Genomic DNA, 19,375 nt, shown 5'->3' with positions numbered 1-19,375 from the left:
GCCCGCAATCCCAGAAAAACCGTGGGTTTGCGGGCATTTTATCAATGTGTGCTGACTCTTTCAGCACTTTCGTCCTGATTTTGCTCGTGTGCTTCGCCAGTGGTTTTTTTCTTAATTGTGACTTTTGTATCACTATCCACTGGTTCAGGCTGGTAACTCAGAGCAATTTCCAGCACTTCATCAATCCACTGCACCGGCTTGATATCCAGATCTTCCTTGATGTTGTCAGGAATTTCTTTCAAGTCGCGGACATTTTCCTGAGGAATAATAACTGTCTCGATGCCACCGCGATGCGCAGCCAGCAGCTTCTCTTTCAGGCCACCAATCGCCAGCACTTGCCCACGCAGGGTAATTTCCCCGGTCATCGCCACAGTCGAGCGCACAGGAATGCCTGTCAGAACAGAAACCATGGCGGTGCACATACCGATACCGGCACTCGGGCCATCTTTGGGTGTTGCACCTTCCGGCACGTGAATGTGCAGATCCTGTTTCTCATGGAAATCTGCCGTAATACCGAGACTATCTGCACGACTACGGACAACTGTCAGCGCGGCCTGGATGGATTCTTTCATTACATCACCCAGCGAACCGGTGGTGGTATGACGACCCTTGCCTGGTACTGCAGCAGCCTCAATCACCAGCAGCTCACCACCGACCTCGGTCCAGGCCAGACCGGTCACCTGACCTACCTGGTCCTGCTCTTCCGCCAGACCATACTTGTACTTGCGCACGCCAAGATAATGCTCGAGCAGCTCAGGAGTGATCGCACCCTTGTGCTCAACCTTGTCCAGTGCATGTTCCTTGACAACCTTACGGCAAACCTTGGCGATCTCACGCTCGAGGCTACGGACACCGGCTTCACGGGTGTAGTAACGAATAATATCCATTACCGCATCGTCCTGAACCTTTACCTCATCCTTCTTCAGGCCGCAGCTCTTCATCTGCTTCGGGATCAGGTAACGGATAGCAATATTCAGTTTTTCGTCTTCAGTGTATCCCGGGATTCGAATCACTTCCATCCGGTCCAGCAGTGGCGCCGGAATATTCATGGAGTTGGACGTGCAGACAAACATCACATCTGACAAGTCATAATCCACTTCCAGATAGTGGTCGCTGAAGCTGCTGTTCTGCTCCGGGTCCAGTACTTCCAGCAGTGCGGATGCCGGATCACCACGCATATCGGAACCCATCTTGTCGATTTCATCCAGCAGGAACAGCGGGTTGCGCACTGCGGCACGGGACATTTTCTGAATCAGTTTGCCCGGCATGGAACCGATATAGGTACGACGGTGGCCGCGTATTTCAGCTTCATCCCGAACACCACCCAGTGCCATTCGCACATACTTGCGATTGGTTGCACGGGCAATGGATTGTCCCAGAGAAGTTTTACCAACCCCCGGAGGTCCAACCAGACACAGCACCGGGCCTTTCAGCTTGCGTACCCGCTTCTGAACAGCAAGGTATTCCAGAATCCGGTCTTTGACTTCAGACAGGCCGTAGTGATCTTCTTCCAGCACCTTGTCGGCACGCTTCAGGTCGTGTCTGACCTTGCTGCGCTCTTTCCACGGCACACTGATCATCCAGTCGATATAACCGCGGACAACTGTGGCTTCGGCTGACATCGGAGACATGGATTTCAGCTTGTTCAGCTCGGCCTGGGCTTTGTCCCGGGCCTCTTCGGTCATACCCGCTTCATCGATCTTGGCCTGCAGTGCATCCAGCTCACCGGGCGCTTCTTCCATATCGCCCAGTTCTTTCTGAATGGCCTTCATCTGCTCATTCAGATAGTACTCGCGCTGGCTGCGCTCCATCTGCTTCTTGACCCGGCCACGGATACGCTTTTCGACCTGCAACAGATCCAGGTCGCTGGCCATCAGCCCCAGCAGATGTTCCAGCCGCTCGGTCAGATCATCCAGCTCAAGCAGCTTCTGCTTGTCTTCGACCCTTACTCCGAGATGAGCGGCAATGGTATCAACCAGTCGTTCCGGATCTTCAATTTCGGAAACCGAGGAGACAACTTCAGGCGGGATTTTCTTGCTGGTTTCGACATAGTTTTCAAACTGGGACATCAGCGAAGTGACGAGCGCCTCTTCTTCTGACTGAATCCCGATAGTCGGCAGCAAACCCGCCTCGGCACGTACATAATCATCGTGCTCGTAAATACGGGTAAATTTAACCCGGCTCTGGCCTTCTACCAGTACCTTGACTGTGCCGTCAGGCAATTTAAGCAGTTGCAGAATCGCAACTTCCGTTCCCACTTCATACAGCTCGGCTGCACCGGGGTCGTCATCCTGAGCATTACGCTGGGTCACCAGCAGGATACGCTTGCCTTCTTTCAGCGCGGCCTGCAGGGCTTGAATGGATTTCTCCCGCCCCACAAACAGGGGCAGCACCATATGGGGATAGACCACTACATCCCGCAAAGGCAGCAGTGGCAAATCAATTTGCTCAGGCGTCAGGCCTGCTTTCTTTATATCCATGATAAATCACCCCCTGCTTAAACAGTTTTCTGGCTATTGGTCTGAAGCACCGGCGAAAAACAAGTACACAGCTATCCGGCGCATTCTGTTGACACAAAAGGTTCAGTTACGTTGGGTACTCAGGGTTTGTCTTTTTGAAAAAAAGGGGGCCATAAAAGGCCCCCTTGTATAAAAGCCTGGTGATGAAATCTGCCGGCTCCAAGTGTTACAAATTACAAGGTTCCAGCATCATTCAGTCTCCGGCGTCGTTCAGGCTCCGGCATCATCCGGCAATGCACGTTGCTGAGGTTCATTATTTTCATAAATCAGCAGCGGCTCGGAATCACCTTTAATCACAGACGCATCGATTACCACTTTAGACACTTTATCCTCGGAAGGGATGTCATACATGGTATTCAGCAGCACATTTTCCAGAATGGAACGCAGGCCGCGGGCGCCGGTTTTCCGCTCCATCGCCTTGCGGGCAACAGCGCGCAGGGCTTCGTCGCGGAAGTCGATGGCAACATCTTCCATCTCGAACAAGCGGTTGTACTGGCGTGTAAGCGAGTTTTTCGGCTCGGTCAGAATCCGGACCAGCGCTTCCTCGTCCAGCTCTTCCAGTGTGGCAATAACCGGCAGACGACCGACAAATTCGGGAATCAGACCGAACTTGACCAGATCTTCCGGCTCTACGTCACGGAAGGCTTCACCAACACTCTTGTTCTCGTCCTTGCTCTTCACTTCGGCAGAGAAACCGATACCACCCTTCTCGGAGCGGGCACGAATCAGCTTGTCCAGGCCTGCGAAGGCGCCACCACAGATAAACAGGATATTGGAGGTATCAACCTGCAGGAACTCCTGCTGCGGATGCTTGCGACCGCCCTGTGGCGGAACCGAGGCAACAGTGCCTTCAATCAGCTTCAGCAGCGCCTGCTGTACGCCCTCACCGGACACATCACGAGTGATGGACGGGTTGTCGGACTTGCGTGAAATCTTGTCGATTTCATCGATATACACAATACCCTGCTGCGCTTTTTCGACTTCGTAGTCACACTTCTGCAGCAGTTTCTGAATAATATTTTCGACGTCCTCACCGACATAACCGGCTTCGGTCAGAGTGGTGGCGTCAGCAATGGTAAAGGGAACATTCAGCAGTCGGGCCAGAGTTTCAGCCAGCAGGGTCTTGCCGCTACCGGTAGGGCCAATCAGCAGAATATTACTCTTGCCCAGTTCCACATCTTCTTTTTTGGCTTTATCGCCGGAACGCAGGCGCTTGTAATGGTTGTAAACAGCAACAGAAAGAACTTTCTTGGCCTGCTGCTGACCGATGACATAGTCATCCAGAATGGCTTTGATTTCACGCGGCACCGGCAGACGGTCGCCACTGGACTCGGGCGCTGCTTCCTGAACTTCTTCGCGAATAATATCGTTACAGAGGTCAACGCACTCGTCACAAATGAAAACAGAAGGACCGGCAATCAGTTTACGGACTTCGTGCTGGCTCTTGCCACAAAATGAGCAGTACAGCAATTTTCCGCTATCATCACCCTTGCCGGTGGTTTGGTCTGTCATTCGCTTACCCTGTTCGAGTAGGTACTCTTTATCTTAAGAACAAAGATCATCTTAAGCACAAAGATGCAGGTATTATCTGGAGTTTTCAAGTATTGAGCACATTTTTTACAGATAATTTCCCGTCAGGTCGGGAGGGTCGGGCTGGCTGTCTTTCCTGACATCGAGTGACAGGCATACAGGGCATCCTGCCCACACATCTGTGCGGCTTGCAGTGCATCATGCCGCTGAAAGCAAGGCACCACAGCGGTGCTTTTGTTAATCGTTAAAATCAGCTATCAGAAGAAAGGGCCGGACCCTCATCACCCTTATTTACACATATCTCAGCGTATACACATTAAGAGCAACAAGAATCCGAATGGTTCAATACCGGATCAGCTTTCCATGATCCGGCGATCCAGCGCCTTGTCGACCAGACCATATTTCACGGCCTGCTCGGCATCCATGAAATTATCACGGTCGGTATCACGCTCAATCACATCCAGTGGCTGACCGGTATGGTGTGCAAGCACATTGTTCAGCTTGGACTTGATAGTCAGAATTTCCTTGGCATGGATCTCGATATCGGATGCCTGGCCCTGGAAACCACCCAGTGGCTGGTGAATCATCACCCGGGAGTGTGGCAGGCAGTAACGCTTGCCTTCAGCACCGGCAGCCAGCAACAGCGCGCCCATACTGGCGGCTTGACCAATACACATGGTGCTGACATTGGGCTTGATAAACTGCATGGTGTCATAGATTGCCATGCCTGCAGTTACAGAACCGCCCGGAGAGTTGATATAGAGGTGAATATCCTTGTCAGGATTCTCTGATTCGAGAAACAGCAGCTGAGCCACGATCAGATTCGCCATGTGGTCTTCAACCTGACCCACAAGGAAAATCACTCGTTCTTTCAGCAGTCGGGAATAGATATCGTAGGAACGTTCGCCGCGCGCAGACTGCTCAACAACGATGGGAACTAGGCCAGAGTTGGTCACGTCAAGTGACCCCTGATGTCGCACGGAATTCATAGCGTTTGTGTCAACTCCTTGATCAAGAGAAGGCATGACTCAAAGAGCCATGCCCGCAAGCATCATTCCGCGCCGGTGATCAAGCTTCGGATTCAGCTGCTTCTTCAGCAACTTCTTCTTCAGCTTCAGCCTTTGGCTGGGCCGGACGGATCGCTTCTTCATAGCTACAGGTTACATCGCTGACCTGAGCGGCTTCAAGAATAGTATCCACAACCTGATCTTCCAGTACAACATTCTGTACCTGAGAAAGCTGCTGCTGGTTACCGTAGTACCATTCAACAACCTCTTCCGGCTTCTGGTAAGCGGAAGCAATCTCTTCGATCATTACGCGAACACGATCTTCGTCAGCCTTCAGCTCCTTCTCGCGGATGATCTCACCCACCAGCAGGCCCAGAGCTACACGACGCTCAGCGTCTTTCTCGAACAGTTCAGCCGGCAGTTTGGAAGCGTCCATACCACTCTGGGCACCGCCCCACTGCTGAACAGCCTGTTCACGCAGACGGTCAACTTCCTGGCTTACCAGTGCTTTCGGTACGTCCAGTTCGTTCACTTCCAGTACGCCGTCCATAACCTGGTTCTTGACCTTGTTACGTACTGCCTGCTTCAGTTCACGCTCCATGTTCTTGCGAACTTCAGCGCGGAAGTTTTCTTCAGTCGCTTCATCGATACCGAACTGCTTGAAGAACTCTTCGTTCATTTCAGGCAGAGCGGACTCTTCTACCTTGTGCAGTTTGATCGCAAACTGGGCTTCTTTACCTTTCAGGTTTTCAGCCTGGTAGTCTTCCGGGAAGGTTACGGTGATGGTTTTTTCTTCGTCAGCTTTCATGCCGGCGATGCCATCTTCAAAACCAGGAATCATGCGGCCTGAGCCCAGTTCCAGGACGTTACCTTCAGCAGCGCCACCTTCGAACTCTTCGCCGTCGATGGAGCCCTTGAAGTCGATAGTTACGCGGTCGCCTTCAGCAGCTTCGCGCTCAACTTCATTCCACTGTTTGTTCTGCTCACGCAGGGTGGTCAGCATGGTGTCGATGTCAGCATCAACAACTTCTGCAACCGGCTTCTCTACAGTAATGGCAGTAAAGTCACCCAGTTCGATTTCCGGGTATACTTCAAAGGTAGCAATGTACTCAAAGTCCTTGCCCTGCTCGGATACCCGGGGTTCTACGGACGGAGCACCAGCAGGATTCAGTTTCTCCTGAGTTACTGCTTCAACGAAAGAAGACTGGATAACATCACCCAGAACTTCCTGGCGGGCACCGGCACCGTAGCGACGCTTAACCACCTTGAACGGCACTTTGCCGGGACGAAAACCGTCCAGACGCACGTCCTTGGCCAACTGCTGGAGCCGCTTGTTCACTGCGGATTCGATCCGGTCAGCGGGCACCGTGATGGTCAGGCGGCGTTCCAGGCCGGAGGTCGTTTCAAGGGAAACTTGCATGGGAAATCCTCAAAAACCGAGTATCTCTAAACGAAAGCGCAATAGCCTAGCAGATTATTTGTTGTTGCAATACTCTGTTCAGGCTATTTGATGACCCTATTTCATAAATAGGTGGAAACAGGGTCTACAAGATCATCGCAATACCGTTACAGCAGCGCGACAACCCGCAAACAAGGGCCCTTTACGCAACCCGAAATCAGCCAAATCTGCTCGAATCACGTGGAACCCAGATGCAAAAAACGGGGATAAGCGATGCTTATCCCCGTTTAATATGCAATTTTTAATGCCAGCAGTTACTGACATTTCACTTAATTTTGAATACAGAACTGGTGCGGAAAGAGAGACTCGAACTCTCACGCCTTTCGGCACTGGTACCTAAAACCAGCGTGTCTACCAATTCCACCACTTCCGCATATTCTGCAAGAAAATTAAGTGGGGTGGACGATGGGAGTCGAACCCACGACCGCAGGAGTCACAATCCTGAGCTCTACCAACTGAGCTACGCCCACCACTTAAAATCGAAACCCTGAACCCTGAGACTACAGAACCAGAATTTGTAAACCTGCCCTTTAGATCAAATATTCAACTTGATTAAATGGCACGCCCGGCAGGATTCGAACCTGCGACCGATGGCTTAGAAGGCCATTGCTCTATCCAGCTGAGCTACGGGCGCACAACAAACTATAAAGATGACTATTAATTTACAGTCAATCTTATACGGCTTGCAACACAGGCTCGTAAAAATGGTCGGGGTAGAGAGATTCGAACTCCCGACATCCTGCTCCCAAAGCAGGCGCGCTACCAGACTGCGCTATACCCCGAAATCGCGATGACATATCATCATACTACCCGCTTTCGATCAAGACCTCGAAGCAACGTTAACTAACGATGCCTTTCATCTTCGGCTATTTCTGCCTGAAGCGGCAGCGCCCTGTCGAAAGCGGGGTGAATCTTACCAAACTTCCGGCATCCGTCAATGCCTTATTACCTGCAGAGGGCATATTTTTTCCCCGTTATCCCCGATAGCAGGAACTCTGCCCGGAATTACCGGTCATACGACAGCAAAATGCAGCTAAAGGTACCTCGCAGAGAAACTGCTATGTTTGCCCTGTATTCCTGATTTTATATATAGCCTGATACCATACTCTGAAGGGAACTGATTCATGAGCGCGCAGCTGATTGACGGAAAAGCCATAGCCAACAATATGCTGCAGCGCCTGGCTGAGGATATTCAGTTACGACAATCCCGCGGATTACAGCCACCGGGACTGGCAGTCATTCTTGTCGGTAACGATCCGGCATCCGAAACCTATGTAAAGAATAAGAAGAAAGCCTGCTCTCAGATTGGCATTATCCCTTTCGACTATCACCTGCCTGCCAGCATCACCGAATCCGCGCTTTTAAAACTGATAGATCAGCTGAATGCTGACAGCGCAGTAAATGGAATTCTGGTTCAGCTTCCGCTGCCCGCTCATATCAATACAGAAAATATTATTGAAAGAATTCACCCGACTAAAGATGTCGACGGTTTTCACCCCTACAATATTGGTCGTCTGGCACAACGCATCCCGACCCTGCGCCCCTGCACTCCAAAAGGTATTATGACCCTGCTGCAAAGCACCGGACAGGAAATAAGAGGAAAGAATGCCACTATTGTTGGCGCCTCCAATATTGTTGGCCGCCCGATGACACTGGAACTGTTGCTGGCAGGTTGCACCACGACAACAGCTCACCGTTTTACCAGAGACCTTCCCCTGGTTCTCAAACATGCAGATATAGTTGTTGTAGCCGCAGGAAAACCCGGTCTGGTACAGGGGGAATGGATCAAGCCCGGCGCTGTAGTTATTGATGTAGGCATCAATCGTTGCAGCGATGGCACACTGGAAGGCGATGTAGTGTTTGATACAGCAGCAGAACGTGCTGCCTGGATTACTCCGGTACCAGGCGGGGTAGGTCCAATGACGGTAGCCTCACTGATGGAAAACACTTATCTCTCCACTTCGGGACATCAACCCAAACAAATGCTTGGTTAAAACAACCATTCTGGATCTGTGACATACACCAGTGTGCTAAATTAAACACAGCTTGGTTGAACAGTATCCGAATTGTGCGGCAGAAGCATTGGATCAGATTAATCACGGTGTTTCTTTCAAGCCTGTTGATAACCGGCATTCCCCTCTCTGCATTGTCACAAGACAACAACCCGGATGACGGTACCTCTACATTTGATAAAAAAGCGCTATCAACCAAAGAGACCGCCCCTACAAAGCAAGCCAAAAAATCAAGAGTCACCTATCATGGCTCAAGCCACACAACTCGCCCGGAAGTCACCGCAGAACTCCGCCGCAGGGGATATAGCAGTGGCAGTGATTCGGACCAGAATAACACCCGCCGTAGAGGTGCTATTTCTGTTTCAAGAGCGACAAAGTCCGCTACAGCCACTCATGCCCAGCTGAGAACAATCAAATCATCACCTGAGTTTTCATTGCCTCTCTCTCGCCCCACTGACACTGACAACTCAGAATCAGGTACCTCTGGAGCAATTTTTGATAAAACACTGGTCCCCCTCTTCAATCCCGGACGAGGCATCAGTTTATTACTTGAGCTAATAGAAAGCGGCAGAATGGCTCCTCTAGTCGGAGATATTGACGGACTTAACAGACTCCTTCCGTTTAAAGGTACCCCAAAGGAGCAAAGCTACCTATTTACAATGCAAAGGTATAATGCAATTTGGGAGCAGGTTATTACAGCCTTGATGATATTCCATACCGCGAAAGAGTTTTCTCCAGAAGACTGTTACAAGCTGTGCTTTAAAATAGAAGAGGTCACTGGGGTACATCAGCGAAGGTTAGAACACCCTGAAAAATATCAGTTTGCACCCGAGATTGAAGAGGATGAAATCCAGGAAGTGATAGATTGCTCTGACACCTACTCCAAAGTTATAACACTCACCAACCGAAGTAGAGCTCGGCAGCATAAAAAAACATCCATCATATGCACGTTCAATCAAGACTCAACGTTGTGTCAGTCAGCGTTCACAACTCCGGTTGAGAAACTGCCGGAATATACGCATCTGGATTTTTCTCAATACAGCTGCATAACACTCGACCGATTACCGCTTGAAGTCTGGCCAGCTTTTCAAACAGCAGCATTTGAGAATCTTAAAGAAGAAATAACCGGACTGACTACCTGGTCTTCGGAAGGGGTGTATGATGCACTCAGCCGTTTTTTCTGGCTACTAAAATTCGTCGGCATCTATCATGACGACGACAGTGAAATAATGTTTGCCATTACCCAGCTTGTTTTGCTCACCTATGGACAAGATCCAATGGTTTGCCCCGCCCTTTCCTGTTTTTCCGGCTCAGTAACTGTGACCTCTATCAAATCAGTTATTGCCTCAGGGGTAACAACTTTCAGATCTGACACTCAAACAGCTCACGGCTCTTCTCTGTCCCCGGAATTTTACCTCCCGATCCTGCTCAATATGCAGCAAACATTATTATCCAAACTTAAGCGACCTTCTGAAGATGTTGCTTATCTGGAGCTGAACAGTATCCAATTAGATCCTTCTCACAAAATTTCAGAAAAGGGGGACGAGGATGAAGGCATCATTTGCGAGGAGCCAACGGAAGAGCCATTACAGCATGAACATCACGAAAGGGGAAAAGAAGACTCGCTACCTTCAAGTTGCGATTTGAAGACGCCATTTCGACTCGACCCGCCCTCAGCCCCCTCAAACCAAAAAACACCACCTGAGCAGAGAAAGCTGAAAAGCGACTCAGGTATCGAACTGCTCCCTCCCCCAGGATCATAGAGCAGTATCGAACTCAGGTTTGCTTGATTAACCCTGTAACAACCCCGTCCACTGCCACCAACTAACTGAAAACAGTGCAAAGGTTACCAAAGTAGCAACCGTCAACATCAGACCAATACGAACAAAAGTCCGGACAGAGAAAGTATCTGTCGAAAATGCCACCATATTCTGCGGAGAATTGACTGGCAGAATCATACCAAAGCTGACCGCAAACAACTGCAGCAACACCAGCGAAATACCATTCTGAGCCAACGGCTCCGGCAGAGTATCAGCAAAAGCAAGAAATACGGGCAGAATGGCTACAGTGAGACTCAACGCACTGGCAAATCCCAGATGCATCACTGTCGTGAATGCAGTCATCAATAACACCAGCATCAATAAAGAAACCATCTGCAGGTCCAGTCCCGAGAAGCAGAAATCTGCTACCCATGCTGCTGCCCCTGTACTTACCAGCTGTAATCCGAGACTTATACTGACCCCAAACATAATCAGCACCCCCCAGTGGATACGGTGCTCAACATCTTTCCAGCCGTTAAAAACGCCCATACCCGGCATCATCAGGCAAATAGACATCAATAAAATAGAAGCGGATACAGAAATATGATGCAGCCGGCCTTCGGTAATCCAGAGAAGTAACAACAGCCCACTATAAACTGCCATTTTCTTCTGCTTTACCGTCCAGGGCTTCAGCTCAGTATTTAATGAAGCGACCCTACTGGCAGGAAGTTCAAATCCTGATAATTCCCGCCGCAAAATAAAAAACAGAATCAGGGTCATCACAGCTGACCAAGGAGCGGCATAAATCAACCACTGACTCCAACTGATACTATAACCACTATGCTCGGCCATCAGCTCCAGTCCGACCACATTGTGCACGGTGGCTGTCATCACCCCGACATTCCATAAGGTACTGACCTGGGCAGCGCCAATAACAAGCACAGCCGCCATTTTACTTTTTTCAGACAAACCTAAGGCTGCAACAACCCCGGCCAGAATCGGCACCTGAACAGCTGTACGTCCTGTCGGCGAAGGTACAAGAAAAGCCAACACCACTCCGATCAACAAACACCCTGCCAGCACAGCTGTAGCATTAGGCTGTACTCTGGATAAAATCCCCAGCGCTATTCGCTTGTCCAACTCCGTCGCCTGCATCGCCGCAGCCATAACCAGTGCCCCGGAGATCATCACAATACCGCTGGTAGCAAAGCCTTTCATAGCCAGCCCCAGCGCTTTGCTGGTTCCCAGTACCTGTCCGGTTTCACTGTTCGGTATCAACCCCAGCAGCAGCGCCAGCACACCGGCTATCAGAAAAGCACTGACTGGATAGGCCAGTGCTTCTGTCACCCACAGAATGACTGCCATGACCAACACGGCCAGCACGATCTGACCATAGGAAGAAAGCCCTTCCAGTGGCAACATCAATACAACCAACAGACTGACAAATGCCAACGGAACCGGCAGCTTGCCAGCCCACATCTTGAACAACGACGGTTGGGTTTCAGTTGCTGCAGCCACCAGCATCACCTCGAAAAGATATCTGAGGAACAAGCTGATAAGTCTAATTAAGAAAATAAAATCTGCGCGTTATATCAGAATTAGTTTTTGATAATCCTGATGATTCAATATCGAATCACCGTTCATTCAGGTATCTTCGTGATAGTATGCAAAGCATTTGTAGATGAAAGAATATCAATAGCAGCCGGAGCAGCATGAACCAGATCAATATTCAGTATTACAAGACAGGTTTGGCAGAATTTATTCTGGGCTCTTATGAGGGCAAGCTCTGCCTGCTGGATTTCAGATACCGGAAAATGCGGGAAACAGTAGACAACCGTTTACAAAATGGTCTTGGCGCCCATTTTGTCGAGCAGGATGATGCTGTTCTGCAACAAACACGAAAACAAATAGATGAGTATTTGCAGGGCCAGCGTAAATCATTTGATCTTCCCCTGCTCACTGTTGGCACCGATTTTCAAAAAAGCGTCTGGGAAGCGCTGATAAATATTCCCTACGGTGAAACTGCAAGTTACCTTGATCTGGCACGTGATATTAATAATGAAAAAGCAGTCCGTGCCGTTGCCGCCGCCAATGGTGCGAATGCAATTGCACTGATTATTCCCTGTCACCGAATAATTGGCAGCAATGGTCAGCTCACTGGTTATGGTGGTGGCCTGCCGGTTAAGCAGAAATTATTGAGTATCGAAAAACAATTGGCTTTTGATCTGGCTGAACCAGCATAACTATTTATTGCTTTACAGTTTTATTATTACCAGCAACAAAAAAAGGATGCCATATGGCATCCTTTTTTTCACCCTAAACGATTACTCTGGCTATTTGCCTGGCTATTTACCTAGCTAGCCTAGCAATCAGAAGTTGTACTTCAGGGTGTAGATCATGGCGTTATTGTAGCCATCGTAGCCCAGCTTCTTGCTGGCGTAACGGTACTGGATACCGGCACTGATCTTGCTGAACGGGTGCCACCACAGTGCAATCGCACCGTTTACACCGGTAGAACCGTTAACATCCTTATATTCGTCAGCACGCATCACTTCGATTTCGGTCCAGTCAGTTACAGAGAACTTCTGATCCAGTGCAGTGAAGTCGTAGCCGAAGACCCAACCTGCCATCACACCGTTCTTGCCGGTGTAACCACGGTCGCTGTCCACGTAGTGACCGCCAATCCACGGCTTGATCCAGAAGCCGTTATCACTACGGTAGCGGTAACCCAGACCTACGACAGTGTTGGTTTCATAGAAACCCTTGGAGTTGAAGTGGTAAACCTGGGAGTACAGGGAGAACGGAGAATCGCCCAGGTAGTAGTGGAAGGTACCTTTGGTAGCGACACGCTTGTCCTTGTGCTTGTCGTTGTCACGGCTGTGACCCGGGTTTTCCAGATCGTAGAAACCGTAGAACTCACCCCAGCTGAAACCAACGCCACCTTCAACTTCCAGGAATACAAAATCTTCCTTGAAGTGGTTGTTGCGCTTTTCGGTGCCCTTGGACCAGTCCAGCAGGTTCACACTGACGTCAGCGAAGCTCCACTTCACATCAGTCAGATCATTAGAGGCGGCAAAGGCTGCATTTCCCGCCAGGAGGGTAGCGGAAAGTGTCAGCGCGGCAGCGGCTTTTTGCACGTTACTCATAAAAGACTACTTCGTTCGTGTGTGTGAGCTGCGGAGACTACGTGAGCAACGAACAAAAAAAATTGAGCTACAGCAAAAAACTAGGCACAAAGTTATCGTTTTTTTAGTGATTTGCCTTTGAATTTGACGATTTATTGACTCAGCGCATACATTCAAAAGTTCTAAAATTTGTTTTACCGAGCTAGCTGTGTACAAAGCAAGCTTAAAACACAGCGCTAGCAAGGAAAACCATCAAACAACCCATGTAACGCTCTGGATAAATTTACAAACAGCTTGCTTACATAATGAAAAGAAAACCGCTCAACCGGGTAACCGATTGAGCGGTTTTCTATGTTTTGCTGAGAAAGCGATATAGCTATTAAGCTTTGGCTTCGTTCAGCACTTGCAGGTTTTGCTTGTCATCTGCAGCACTGTCTTCTTCATCTTCCAGCGGCAGGATCTTGAAACCGGCGTAGGCGTAAACAGCCGCCAGCACCAGGTTGGCCAGGTTAAAGAATGCAAATGGCAGGTAAGCAAAGGTGGCTACACCCAGAGTTGCTGCCATGTAGGCACCACAGGTATTCCACGGAATCAGCGGAGAGCTGATGGTACCGGCATCTTCCAGGGTACGGGACAGGTTAACAGCAGCCAGCTTGCGACGCTTGAACTCGGCACGATACATCCGACCCGGCAGGATCACAGAGATATACTGATCGGCAGTAATGATGTTGGTACCGATACAAGTTGCCATGGTGGTCACAACCAGAGAACCGGTGCTGCGAGCCAGATTCAGTGCACTGCGTACCAGACGTTCCAGCAGGCCCAGTTTTTCCAGCACACCACCAAAGGTCATGGCGCACATAATCAACCAGACAGTATTCAGCATGCCGCTCATACCGCCCTTGGACAGCAGGTCATCCAGTACAGCATTGCCAGTGTCGGAAGAGTAACCGTCAAAGAATGCAATCCAGACGCCTTTCAGTGTTGCCAGTGCCGGGCTCAAGTCTTCACTGCCACCCGCCAGGTTGGCGATAGCCTGAGGCTGGAAAATGACCGCAAAAATACCGCCGAGAACAGCACCCACCAGAATGGTCGGAAAAGCAGGTACTTTCTTCACTGCCATAAACAGCAGGACTGCCATCGGAATCAGCAGGTGCCAGCCCAGATTGAACTGCTGGTCCAGATCGTTGATCAGGGCATTCAGCTCAGAGCTGCTGCTAACGGACTCTTCAGAGAAACCAATAAACAGGAACAGCACCAGAGCAATCGCCAAGCTGGGTACGGTAGTCCACAGCATGTGACGAATGTGGCTGAACAGCTCACTGCCAGCAACGGCCGGAGCCAGGTTGGTGGTATCGGACAGCGGAGACAGCTTGTCACCAAAGTAGGCACCGGAAATAACCGCACCGGCAGTAATCGCCGGAGACATACCCAGGCCGGTAGCAATGCCCATCAGACCAATACCGATGGTGCCTGCAACAGTCCAGGAACTACCGATACTGATTGCTACCAGCGCACACATGGCACAGGCTGCAGCATAAAACAGTTCAGGGGAGAGAAGTTTCAACCCCAGATAAATCATGGTGGGTACTGTACCAGACAGAATCCAGGTACCAATCAAAGAACCCACTGCCAGCAGAATCAGAATCGCGCCGAGGGAGATATTAATGCCCTTGTTGATACCGGCTTCAATATCTTTCCATTTATGGCCATTTTTCAGGCCGACCAGAGCGGCAATACCGGCACAGAGCAGCAGCGCAATCTGGTTAGGTCCATAAGAGGAGTCATCAGAAAAGAGATAGACGGCTAGAGAGAGCAGGCAAACCAGGGTAATAACCGGCAATAAAGCATCAACCAGACTGGGTTGACGAATATTCCTATCCATTATTTTTATCCTTCACTCAAGTCACTGTGATCCATAGCGTACTGTCTGGCCAAAGCCTGCCAGGGATTACGTACTACGACCCACGTCTTTTATCGCAAGAAAGTACGTAGTAACTACTACAGAGGAGCTTACAATCTACTGACTCAGCGCTGAAAAACCACATTGACATTTCAAAATGTCCAAATTTTGAAAAAAAATGTCGTTTTTAATAAAAATGCAATAATAACCATGAAAACAGCAATTTTTGTGTGTTTTTTTATGCTTTAACTGCTTGCATAGTCAAATAATCACTCCCGTTTCACTCTACATAAAGACGATTTTGATACCTTTACAAACAACTACAACCTTCCCGGCAGGAATTTTGCTAGCTGCCCGTGCACATCTCTGATAGCTTGCAGAAACAAAAAACAAAACCTGTAAAATCATGTCCCGGCTTATTAACTTTCTGATTTACCTTAGACAAAACAAACTCTGTCGTCTTTATTTCATACTCTTTCAGTTATTACTGTTTATGTGGTTTTGCTTTGCCTACCCTGCATATCAACTGGTAGTGGATATTAAAAGCCTGCTGGGGTTTGAATTTGAAACCAAGGAACAGTTCAAACTGGCCGGTCAGGTCGCGCTTGCAGGCTACCATAGTGCATTTGTACTCTTTGCGTATTATTCGTTCAAAAGATATCTTGCAGCCACACGAATCAAGCTTTAACACTATTTTCTGAATAAGCTCATTTCTGAACAAGCTCAATGCTCGAAAACCATAAATATTAGAGCTCAGATACAAAAAAGGCTCCTCAAAGAGGAGCCTTTCAGTTAGCAGATCAAACTGAATTAACGCTCAATCCGCCAGGTGGTACCGGCACGGCTGTCTTCCAGAATCACGCCCTTGCCTGCCAGCTCTTCGCGAATGCGATCGGCTTCAGCAAAGTCACGGTTCTTTTTGGCGGCCTTGCGCTGCTCGATCATGGATTCGATCCAGCTTTCGTCGATATCGTCACCACCGGACTTCAGGAATGCTGCCGGATCATCCTGCAGAATACCCAGAATATCACCCAGCTCACGCAGAGTGGCAGCCAGCGGCAGAGCTGCTGCTTCGTCAGTACTGCGAACCTTGTTCAGCTCACGTACCAGTTCGAACAATACCGCCAGTGCTTCCGGGGTGTTGAAGTCATCATCCATGGCCTTGAAGAAGCGGGCTTTCCACTCGCTGTCTTCCGGCATACTGACACCTTCCAGCTCCAGACCATTCAGTCCGGTGTACAGACGCTCCAGACGAACGGCCGCTTCTTTCAAGCTGTCCTCGGAGTAGTTCACCGGGCTGCGATACTGACTGGAAATCAGGAAGTAACGAACGATCTCAGCCGGGTACTTGTCCAGTACCTCACGAATGGTAAAGAAATTACCCAGCGACTTGGACATCTTCACGTTATCGATCCGGATCGCACCGGAATGCATCCAGGTCGTTACGAAAGGTTTGTCGTTTGCCGCTTCACTCTGGGCAATTTCGTTTTCATGGTGCGGGAATTTAAGGTCGGAACCACCACCATGAATATCGAAAGTATCGCCGAGGCAGCATTTGCCCATGGCGGAGCACTCGATATGCCAGCCAGGACGTCCTTCACCCCAGGGTGAAGTCCAGCTCGGCTCACCGGGCTTGGCCGCTTTCCACAGTACGAAGTCCAGCGGATCTTCTTTCTGCTCACCGACCTCAATGCGAGCACCGGATTCCAGCTCTTCGATCACCTTGCCGGACAGCTTGCCGTATTCAGCAAAGCGGCGGACGCGGTAATAAACGTCACCGTTATCTGCCGCATAGGCCATGCCCTTCTCGATCAGGCCTTCAATCATCTGCAACATTTCAGTGATATGACCGGTCGCACGAGGTTCCTGATCCGGTGCCTGGTTACCGAGCCGGGCGAAGTCTTCATGCATCGCTGCAATCATACGCTCGGTCAGCACATCAAAAGCTTCGCCGTTTTCATTGGCACGCTTGATGATCTTGTCATCAATATCAGTCACGTTGCGGACATACGTCAGGTCATAACCGCTGGCGCGCAGATAGCGGGCAATCACATCAAAAGCAGTAACGGTGCGAGCGTGACCAATGTGACACAGATCGTAAACCGTCATACCACAGACATACATGCGAACCTGATTGCCGTTCAGTGGCTGAAAAGGTTCCTTGGTACGGGTCAGGGTATTATAAATCTGCAATGGCACGTCTAATCCTCAGGCTTTTGACTGAATTTTGGCCCAGCTGTCACGCAGGGTAATGGTCCGGTTAATCACCAGCTTGTCAGCGGTGGTGTCCGGGTCAACGGTGAAGTAACCTTCACGCTCGAACTGCCATACAGTACCTTCTGCTGCTTCGGTCAGAGAGTTCTCGACCTGGGCACCTTCCAGTACCTGCAGGGCTTCCGGATTGATAAATTCCTTGAAGTCGCGTTCTTTATGGCCCAGCGGGTTTTCGTCGTTGAACAAACGGTCGTACAGGCGCACTTCTGCCGGACGGGAATGTTCGGCACTCACCCAGTGAATAACACCTTTCACCTTGCGGCCTTCCGGCATTTTGCCCAGGGTGTCCGGATCGTAGCTGCAGCGCAGTTCAACGATCTCACCGGATTCGTCCTTGATGACTTCGTCGCAGCGAACCACATAACCGTAACGCAGGCGCACTTCGCCACCGGTGAACAGACGCTTCCAGTGCTTGTTAGGCTTCACTTCAATGAAGTCTTCACGATCAATCCACACTTCACGACTGAACGGCACTTCACGGGTACCCAGCTCTTCGTGCTGCGGATGAACCGGCGCAGAGAACTTCTCGGACTGACCTTCCGGATAGTTGGTAATCACCATCTTCAGCGGACGCAGCACTGTCATGGCACGTGGTGCATTGGCATTCAGTTCTTCACGTACGGCGAATTCCAGCATGCTGACATCCACCACACCTTCACTCTTGGTAACACCGATCATGTCACAGAAGTTACGCAGCGCCTTGGCCGGAATACCACGACGACGCAGACCGGAAATGGTCGGCATCCGCGGATCGTCCCAACCGAACACATGACCTTCGTCCACCAGCTGCTTCAGACGACGCTTGCTGGTTACGGTGTAGTTCAGGTTCAGAGGTGCAAACTCGTACTGGGTCGGTTTGGCCGGCACCGGCAGGTTTTCAATAAACCAGTCGTACAGCGGACGGTGGTCGGAAAACTCCAGAGTGCAGATAGAGTGAGTAATCCCTTCGATGGCATCTTCCTGACCATGGGCAAAGTCATAGCTCGGGTAGATGCACCACTTGTCACCAGTCTGGTGATGGGACTGTTTGCGGATCCGGTACAGTGCCGGGTCACGCATGTTCATATTCGGATGTGCCATATCGATTTTGGCACGCAGAATCGCTGCACCTTCGTCGAATTCACCGGCACGCATTTTTTCAAACAGCGCCAGGTTGTCTTCTACGGAAAGGTTACGGTTCGGTGCATCAACACCCGGCTCGGTCAGGGTACCGCGGTTGGCACTCATGGTTTCCGCGTCCTGCTGATCGACATAGGCCTTGCCTTCACGGATCAGGTGCAGCGCCCACTGGTACAGGGTATCGAAATAGGAAGAGGCATAACGCACGTCGCCGTCCCACTCGAAACCCAGCCAGCTGACATCACGAATGATCGCGTCAACATATTCCTGGTCTTCCTTGGCCGGGTTGGTGTCGTCGAAACGCAGGTTACACTTGCCACCGAAACGTTGGGCCAGACCAAAGTTCAGACAGATGGATTTGGCATGACCAATATGCAGGTAACCATTGGGCTCCGGCGGGAAACGGGTATGAATACTGGATACCCGGCCTTCCGCCAGATCGGCTTCAATAATCTGCTCAATAAAATTGGCAGGCTTCTCTTTCTCTGTTTCGCTCATATCTGTCTGTTGAATAAAGAGGGCTGTGAATTAAAGAAGGCTTTGATACAACTGCTTTCTCTACCGGTCTCAATGCGGACAGGCAATCGTAAGCAGGCAGCGTTGAAGTCTTTCAGAATAACACTGAAGCTGTTCAGCGGCATGAAGCCTCTTCAGCGGTATCGTTCAG

12 protein-coding genes and 4 tRNA genes are annotated in these 19,375 nt (G+C 50.2%); 3 read left to right on the top strand and 13 right to left on the bottom strand.

The window, feature by feature from the left end; all coding sequences use genetic code 11:
- Positions 1 to 41: 41 nt before the first annotated feature.
- The 8 genes from lon to ACYZZ0_RS11775 form a co-directional block, all read right to left on the bottom strand.
- Positions 42 to 2,480, bottom strand: a complete 2,439-nt coding sequence (gene lon, locus ACYZZ0_RS11810) for an endopeptidase La (RefSeq protein WP_461536826.1) — start codon at positions 2,478 to 2,480, stop codon at positions 42 to 44.
- A gap of 249 nt (positions 2,481 to 2,729) precedes the next feature.
- Positions 2,730 to 4,031 (bottom strand): ATP-dependent Clp protease ATP-binding subunit ClpX, encoded by a 1,302-nt coding sequence (clpX, locus tag ACYZZ0_RS11805; protein ID WP_461536825.1) that lies wholly within the window; start codon positions 4,029 to 4,031, stop codon positions 2,730 to 2,732.
- A 371-nt stretch (positions 4,032 to 4,402) separates the two neighbouring features.
- Positions 4,403 to 5,038: an ATP-dependent Clp endopeptidase proteolytic subunit ClpP gene (gene clpP / locus ACYZZ0_RS11800; RefSeq protein WP_461536824.1), complete on the bottom strand. Its 636-nt coding sequence runs from the start codon at positions 5,036 to 5,038 to the stop codon at positions 4,403 to 4,405.
- A gap of 79 nt (positions 5,039 to 5,117) precedes the next feature.
- A complete protein-coding gene (gene tig / locus ACYZZ0_RS11795; RefSeq protein ID WP_461536823.1) occupies positions 5,118 to 6,476 on the bottom strand; it encodes a trigger factor in 1,359 nt (452 codons plus the stop codon).
- A 327-nt stretch (positions 6,477 to 6,803) separates the two neighbouring features.
- Positions 6,804 to 6,888 (bottom strand) — tRNA-Leu (locus ACYZZ0_RS11790).
- 21 nt (positions 6,889 to 6,909) lie between these two features.
- Positions 6,910 to 6,985, bottom strand: a tRNA-His gene (locus ACYZZ0_RS11785).
- An 87-nt stretch (positions 6,986 to 7,072) separates the two neighbouring features.
- Positions 7,073 to 7,149: transfer RNA gene (locus tag ACYZZ0_RS11780), tRNA-Arg, on the bottom strand.
- A gap of 71 nt (positions 7,150 to 7,220) precedes the next feature.
- Positions 7,221 to 7,297, bottom strand: a tRNA-Pro gene (locus ACYZZ0_RS11775).
- A gap of 342 nt (positions 7,298 to 7,639) precedes the next feature.
- Here ACYZZ0_RS11775 and folD point away from each other — a divergent pair.
- Both folD and ACYZZ0_RS11765 read left to right on the top strand, forming a co-directional pair.
- Positions 7,640 to 8,509, top strand: a complete 870-nt coding sequence (gene folD, locus ACYZZ0_RS11770; RefSeq protein ID WP_461536822.1) for a bifunctional methylenetetrahydrofolate dehydrogenase/methenyltetrahydrofolate cyclohydrolase FolD — start codon at positions 7,640 to 7,642, stop codon at positions 8,507 to 8,509.
- 74 nt (positions 8,510 to 8,583) lie between these two features.
- Positions 8,584 to 10,290, top strand: coding sequence for a hypothetical protein (locus ACYZZ0_RS11765; RefSeq protein WP_461536821.1), 1,707 nt, complete (start codon positions 8,584 to 8,586; stop codon positions 10,288 to 10,290).
- A 27-nt stretch (positions 10,291 to 10,317) separates the two neighbouring features.
- On the opposite strand, the gene ACYZZ0_RS11760 is transcribed toward ACYZZ0_RS11765, so the two are convergent.
- Positions 10,318 to 11,805, bottom strand: a complete 1,488-nt coding sequence (locus ACYZZ0_RS11760; protein WP_461536820.1) for an SLC13 family permease — start codon at positions 11,803 to 11,805, stop codon at positions 10,318 to 10,320.
- A 194-nt stretch (positions 11,806 to 11,999) separates the two neighbouring features.
- On the opposite strand from ACYZZ0_RS11760, the gene ACYZZ0_RS11755 reads away from it, so the two are divergent.
- A complete protein-coding gene (locus ACYZZ0_RS11755; RefSeq protein WP_461536819.1) occupies positions 12,000 to 12,530 on the top strand; it encodes a methylated-DNA--[protein]-cysteine S-methyltransferase in 531 nt (176 codons plus the stop codon).
- 126 nt (positions 12,531 to 12,656) lie between these two features.
- Here the strand turns inward: ACYZZ0_RS11755 and ACYZZ0_RS11750 are convergent, their stop codons facing one another.
- The 4 genes from ACYZZ0_RS11750 to ACYZZ0_RS11735 form a co-directional block, all read right to left on the bottom strand.
- Positions 12,657 to 13,433 (bottom strand): outer membrane protein OmpK, encoded by a 777-nt coding sequence (locus ACYZZ0_RS11750; RefSeq protein ID WP_461536818.1) that lies wholly within the window; start codon positions 13,431 to 13,433, stop codon positions 12,657 to 12,659.
- 358 nt (positions 13,434 to 13,791) lie between these two features.
- Complete coding sequence (nhaC, locus tag ACYZZ0_RS11745; protein ID WP_461536817.1) at positions 13,792 to 15,297, bottom strand: Na+/H+ antiporter NhaC; 1,506 nt, start codon at positions 15,295 to 15,297, stop codon at positions 13,792 to 13,794.
- Between the two features lie 828 nt (positions 15,298 to 16,125).
- Positions 16,126 to 17,508, bottom strand: a complete 1,383-nt coding sequence (gene cysS / locus ACYZZ0_RS11740; RefSeq protein WP_461536816.1) for a cysteine--tRNA ligase — start codon at positions 17,506 to 17,508, stop codon at positions 16,126 to 16,128.
- 15 nt (positions 17,509 to 17,523) lie between these two features.
- Entirely contained in the window at positions 17,524 to 19,206 is a 1,683-nt protein-coding gene (locus tag ACYZZ0_RS11735) for a glutamine--tRNA ligase/YqeY domain fusion protein (protein ID WP_461536815.1), read from the bottom strand.
- Between the last annotated feature and the right edge of the window lie 169 nt (positions 19,207 to 19,375).

It is taken from the genome of Spongorhabdus nitratireducens, assembly GCA_947387575.1.
GTDB lineage: Bacteria > Pseudomonadota > Gammaproteobacteria > Pseudomonadales > Endozoicomonadaceae > CANDOC01.
This window is presented reverse-complemented; position numbering and strand designations above follow the sequence as displayed.

Excerpts from the sequence above, each read along its gene's own strand:
- lon (WP_461536826.1), bottom strand. The coding sequence starts at position 2,480 with ATGGATATAAAGAAAGCAGGCCTGACGCCTGAGCAAATTGATTTGCCA.
- clpX (WP_461536825.1), bottom strand. The coding sequence starts at position 4,031 with ATGACAGACCAAACCACCGGCAAGGGTGATGATAGCGGAAAATTGCTG.
- clpP (WP_461536824.1), bottom strand. The coding sequence starts at position 5,038 with ATGAATTCCGTGCGACATCAGGGGTCACTTGACGTGACCAACTCTGGC.
- tig (WP_461536823.1), bottom strand. The coding sequence starts at position 6,476 with ATGCAAGTTTCCCTTGAAACGACCTCCGGCCTGGAACGCCGCCTGACC.
- folD (WP_461536822.1), top strand. The coding sequence starts at position 7,640 with ATGAGCGCGCAGCTGATTGACGGAAAAGCCATAGCCAACAATATGCTG.
- ACYZZ0_RS11755 (WP_461536819.1), top strand. The coding sequence starts at position 12,000 with ATGAACCAGATCAATATTCAGTATTACAAGACAGGTTTGGCAGAATTT.
- ACYZZ0_RS11750 (WP_461536818.1), bottom strand. The coding sequence starts at position 13,433 with ATGAGTAACGTGCAAAAAGCCGCTGCCGCGCTGACACTTTCCGCTACC.
- nhaC (WP_461536817.1), bottom strand. The coding sequence starts at position 15,297 with ATGGATAGGAATATTCGTCAACCCAGTCTGGTTGATGCTTTATTGCCG.
- ACYZZ0_RS11735 (WP_461536815.1), bottom strand. The coding sequence starts at position 19,206 with ATGAGCGAAACAGAGAAAGAGAAGCCTGCCAATTTTATTGAGCAGATT.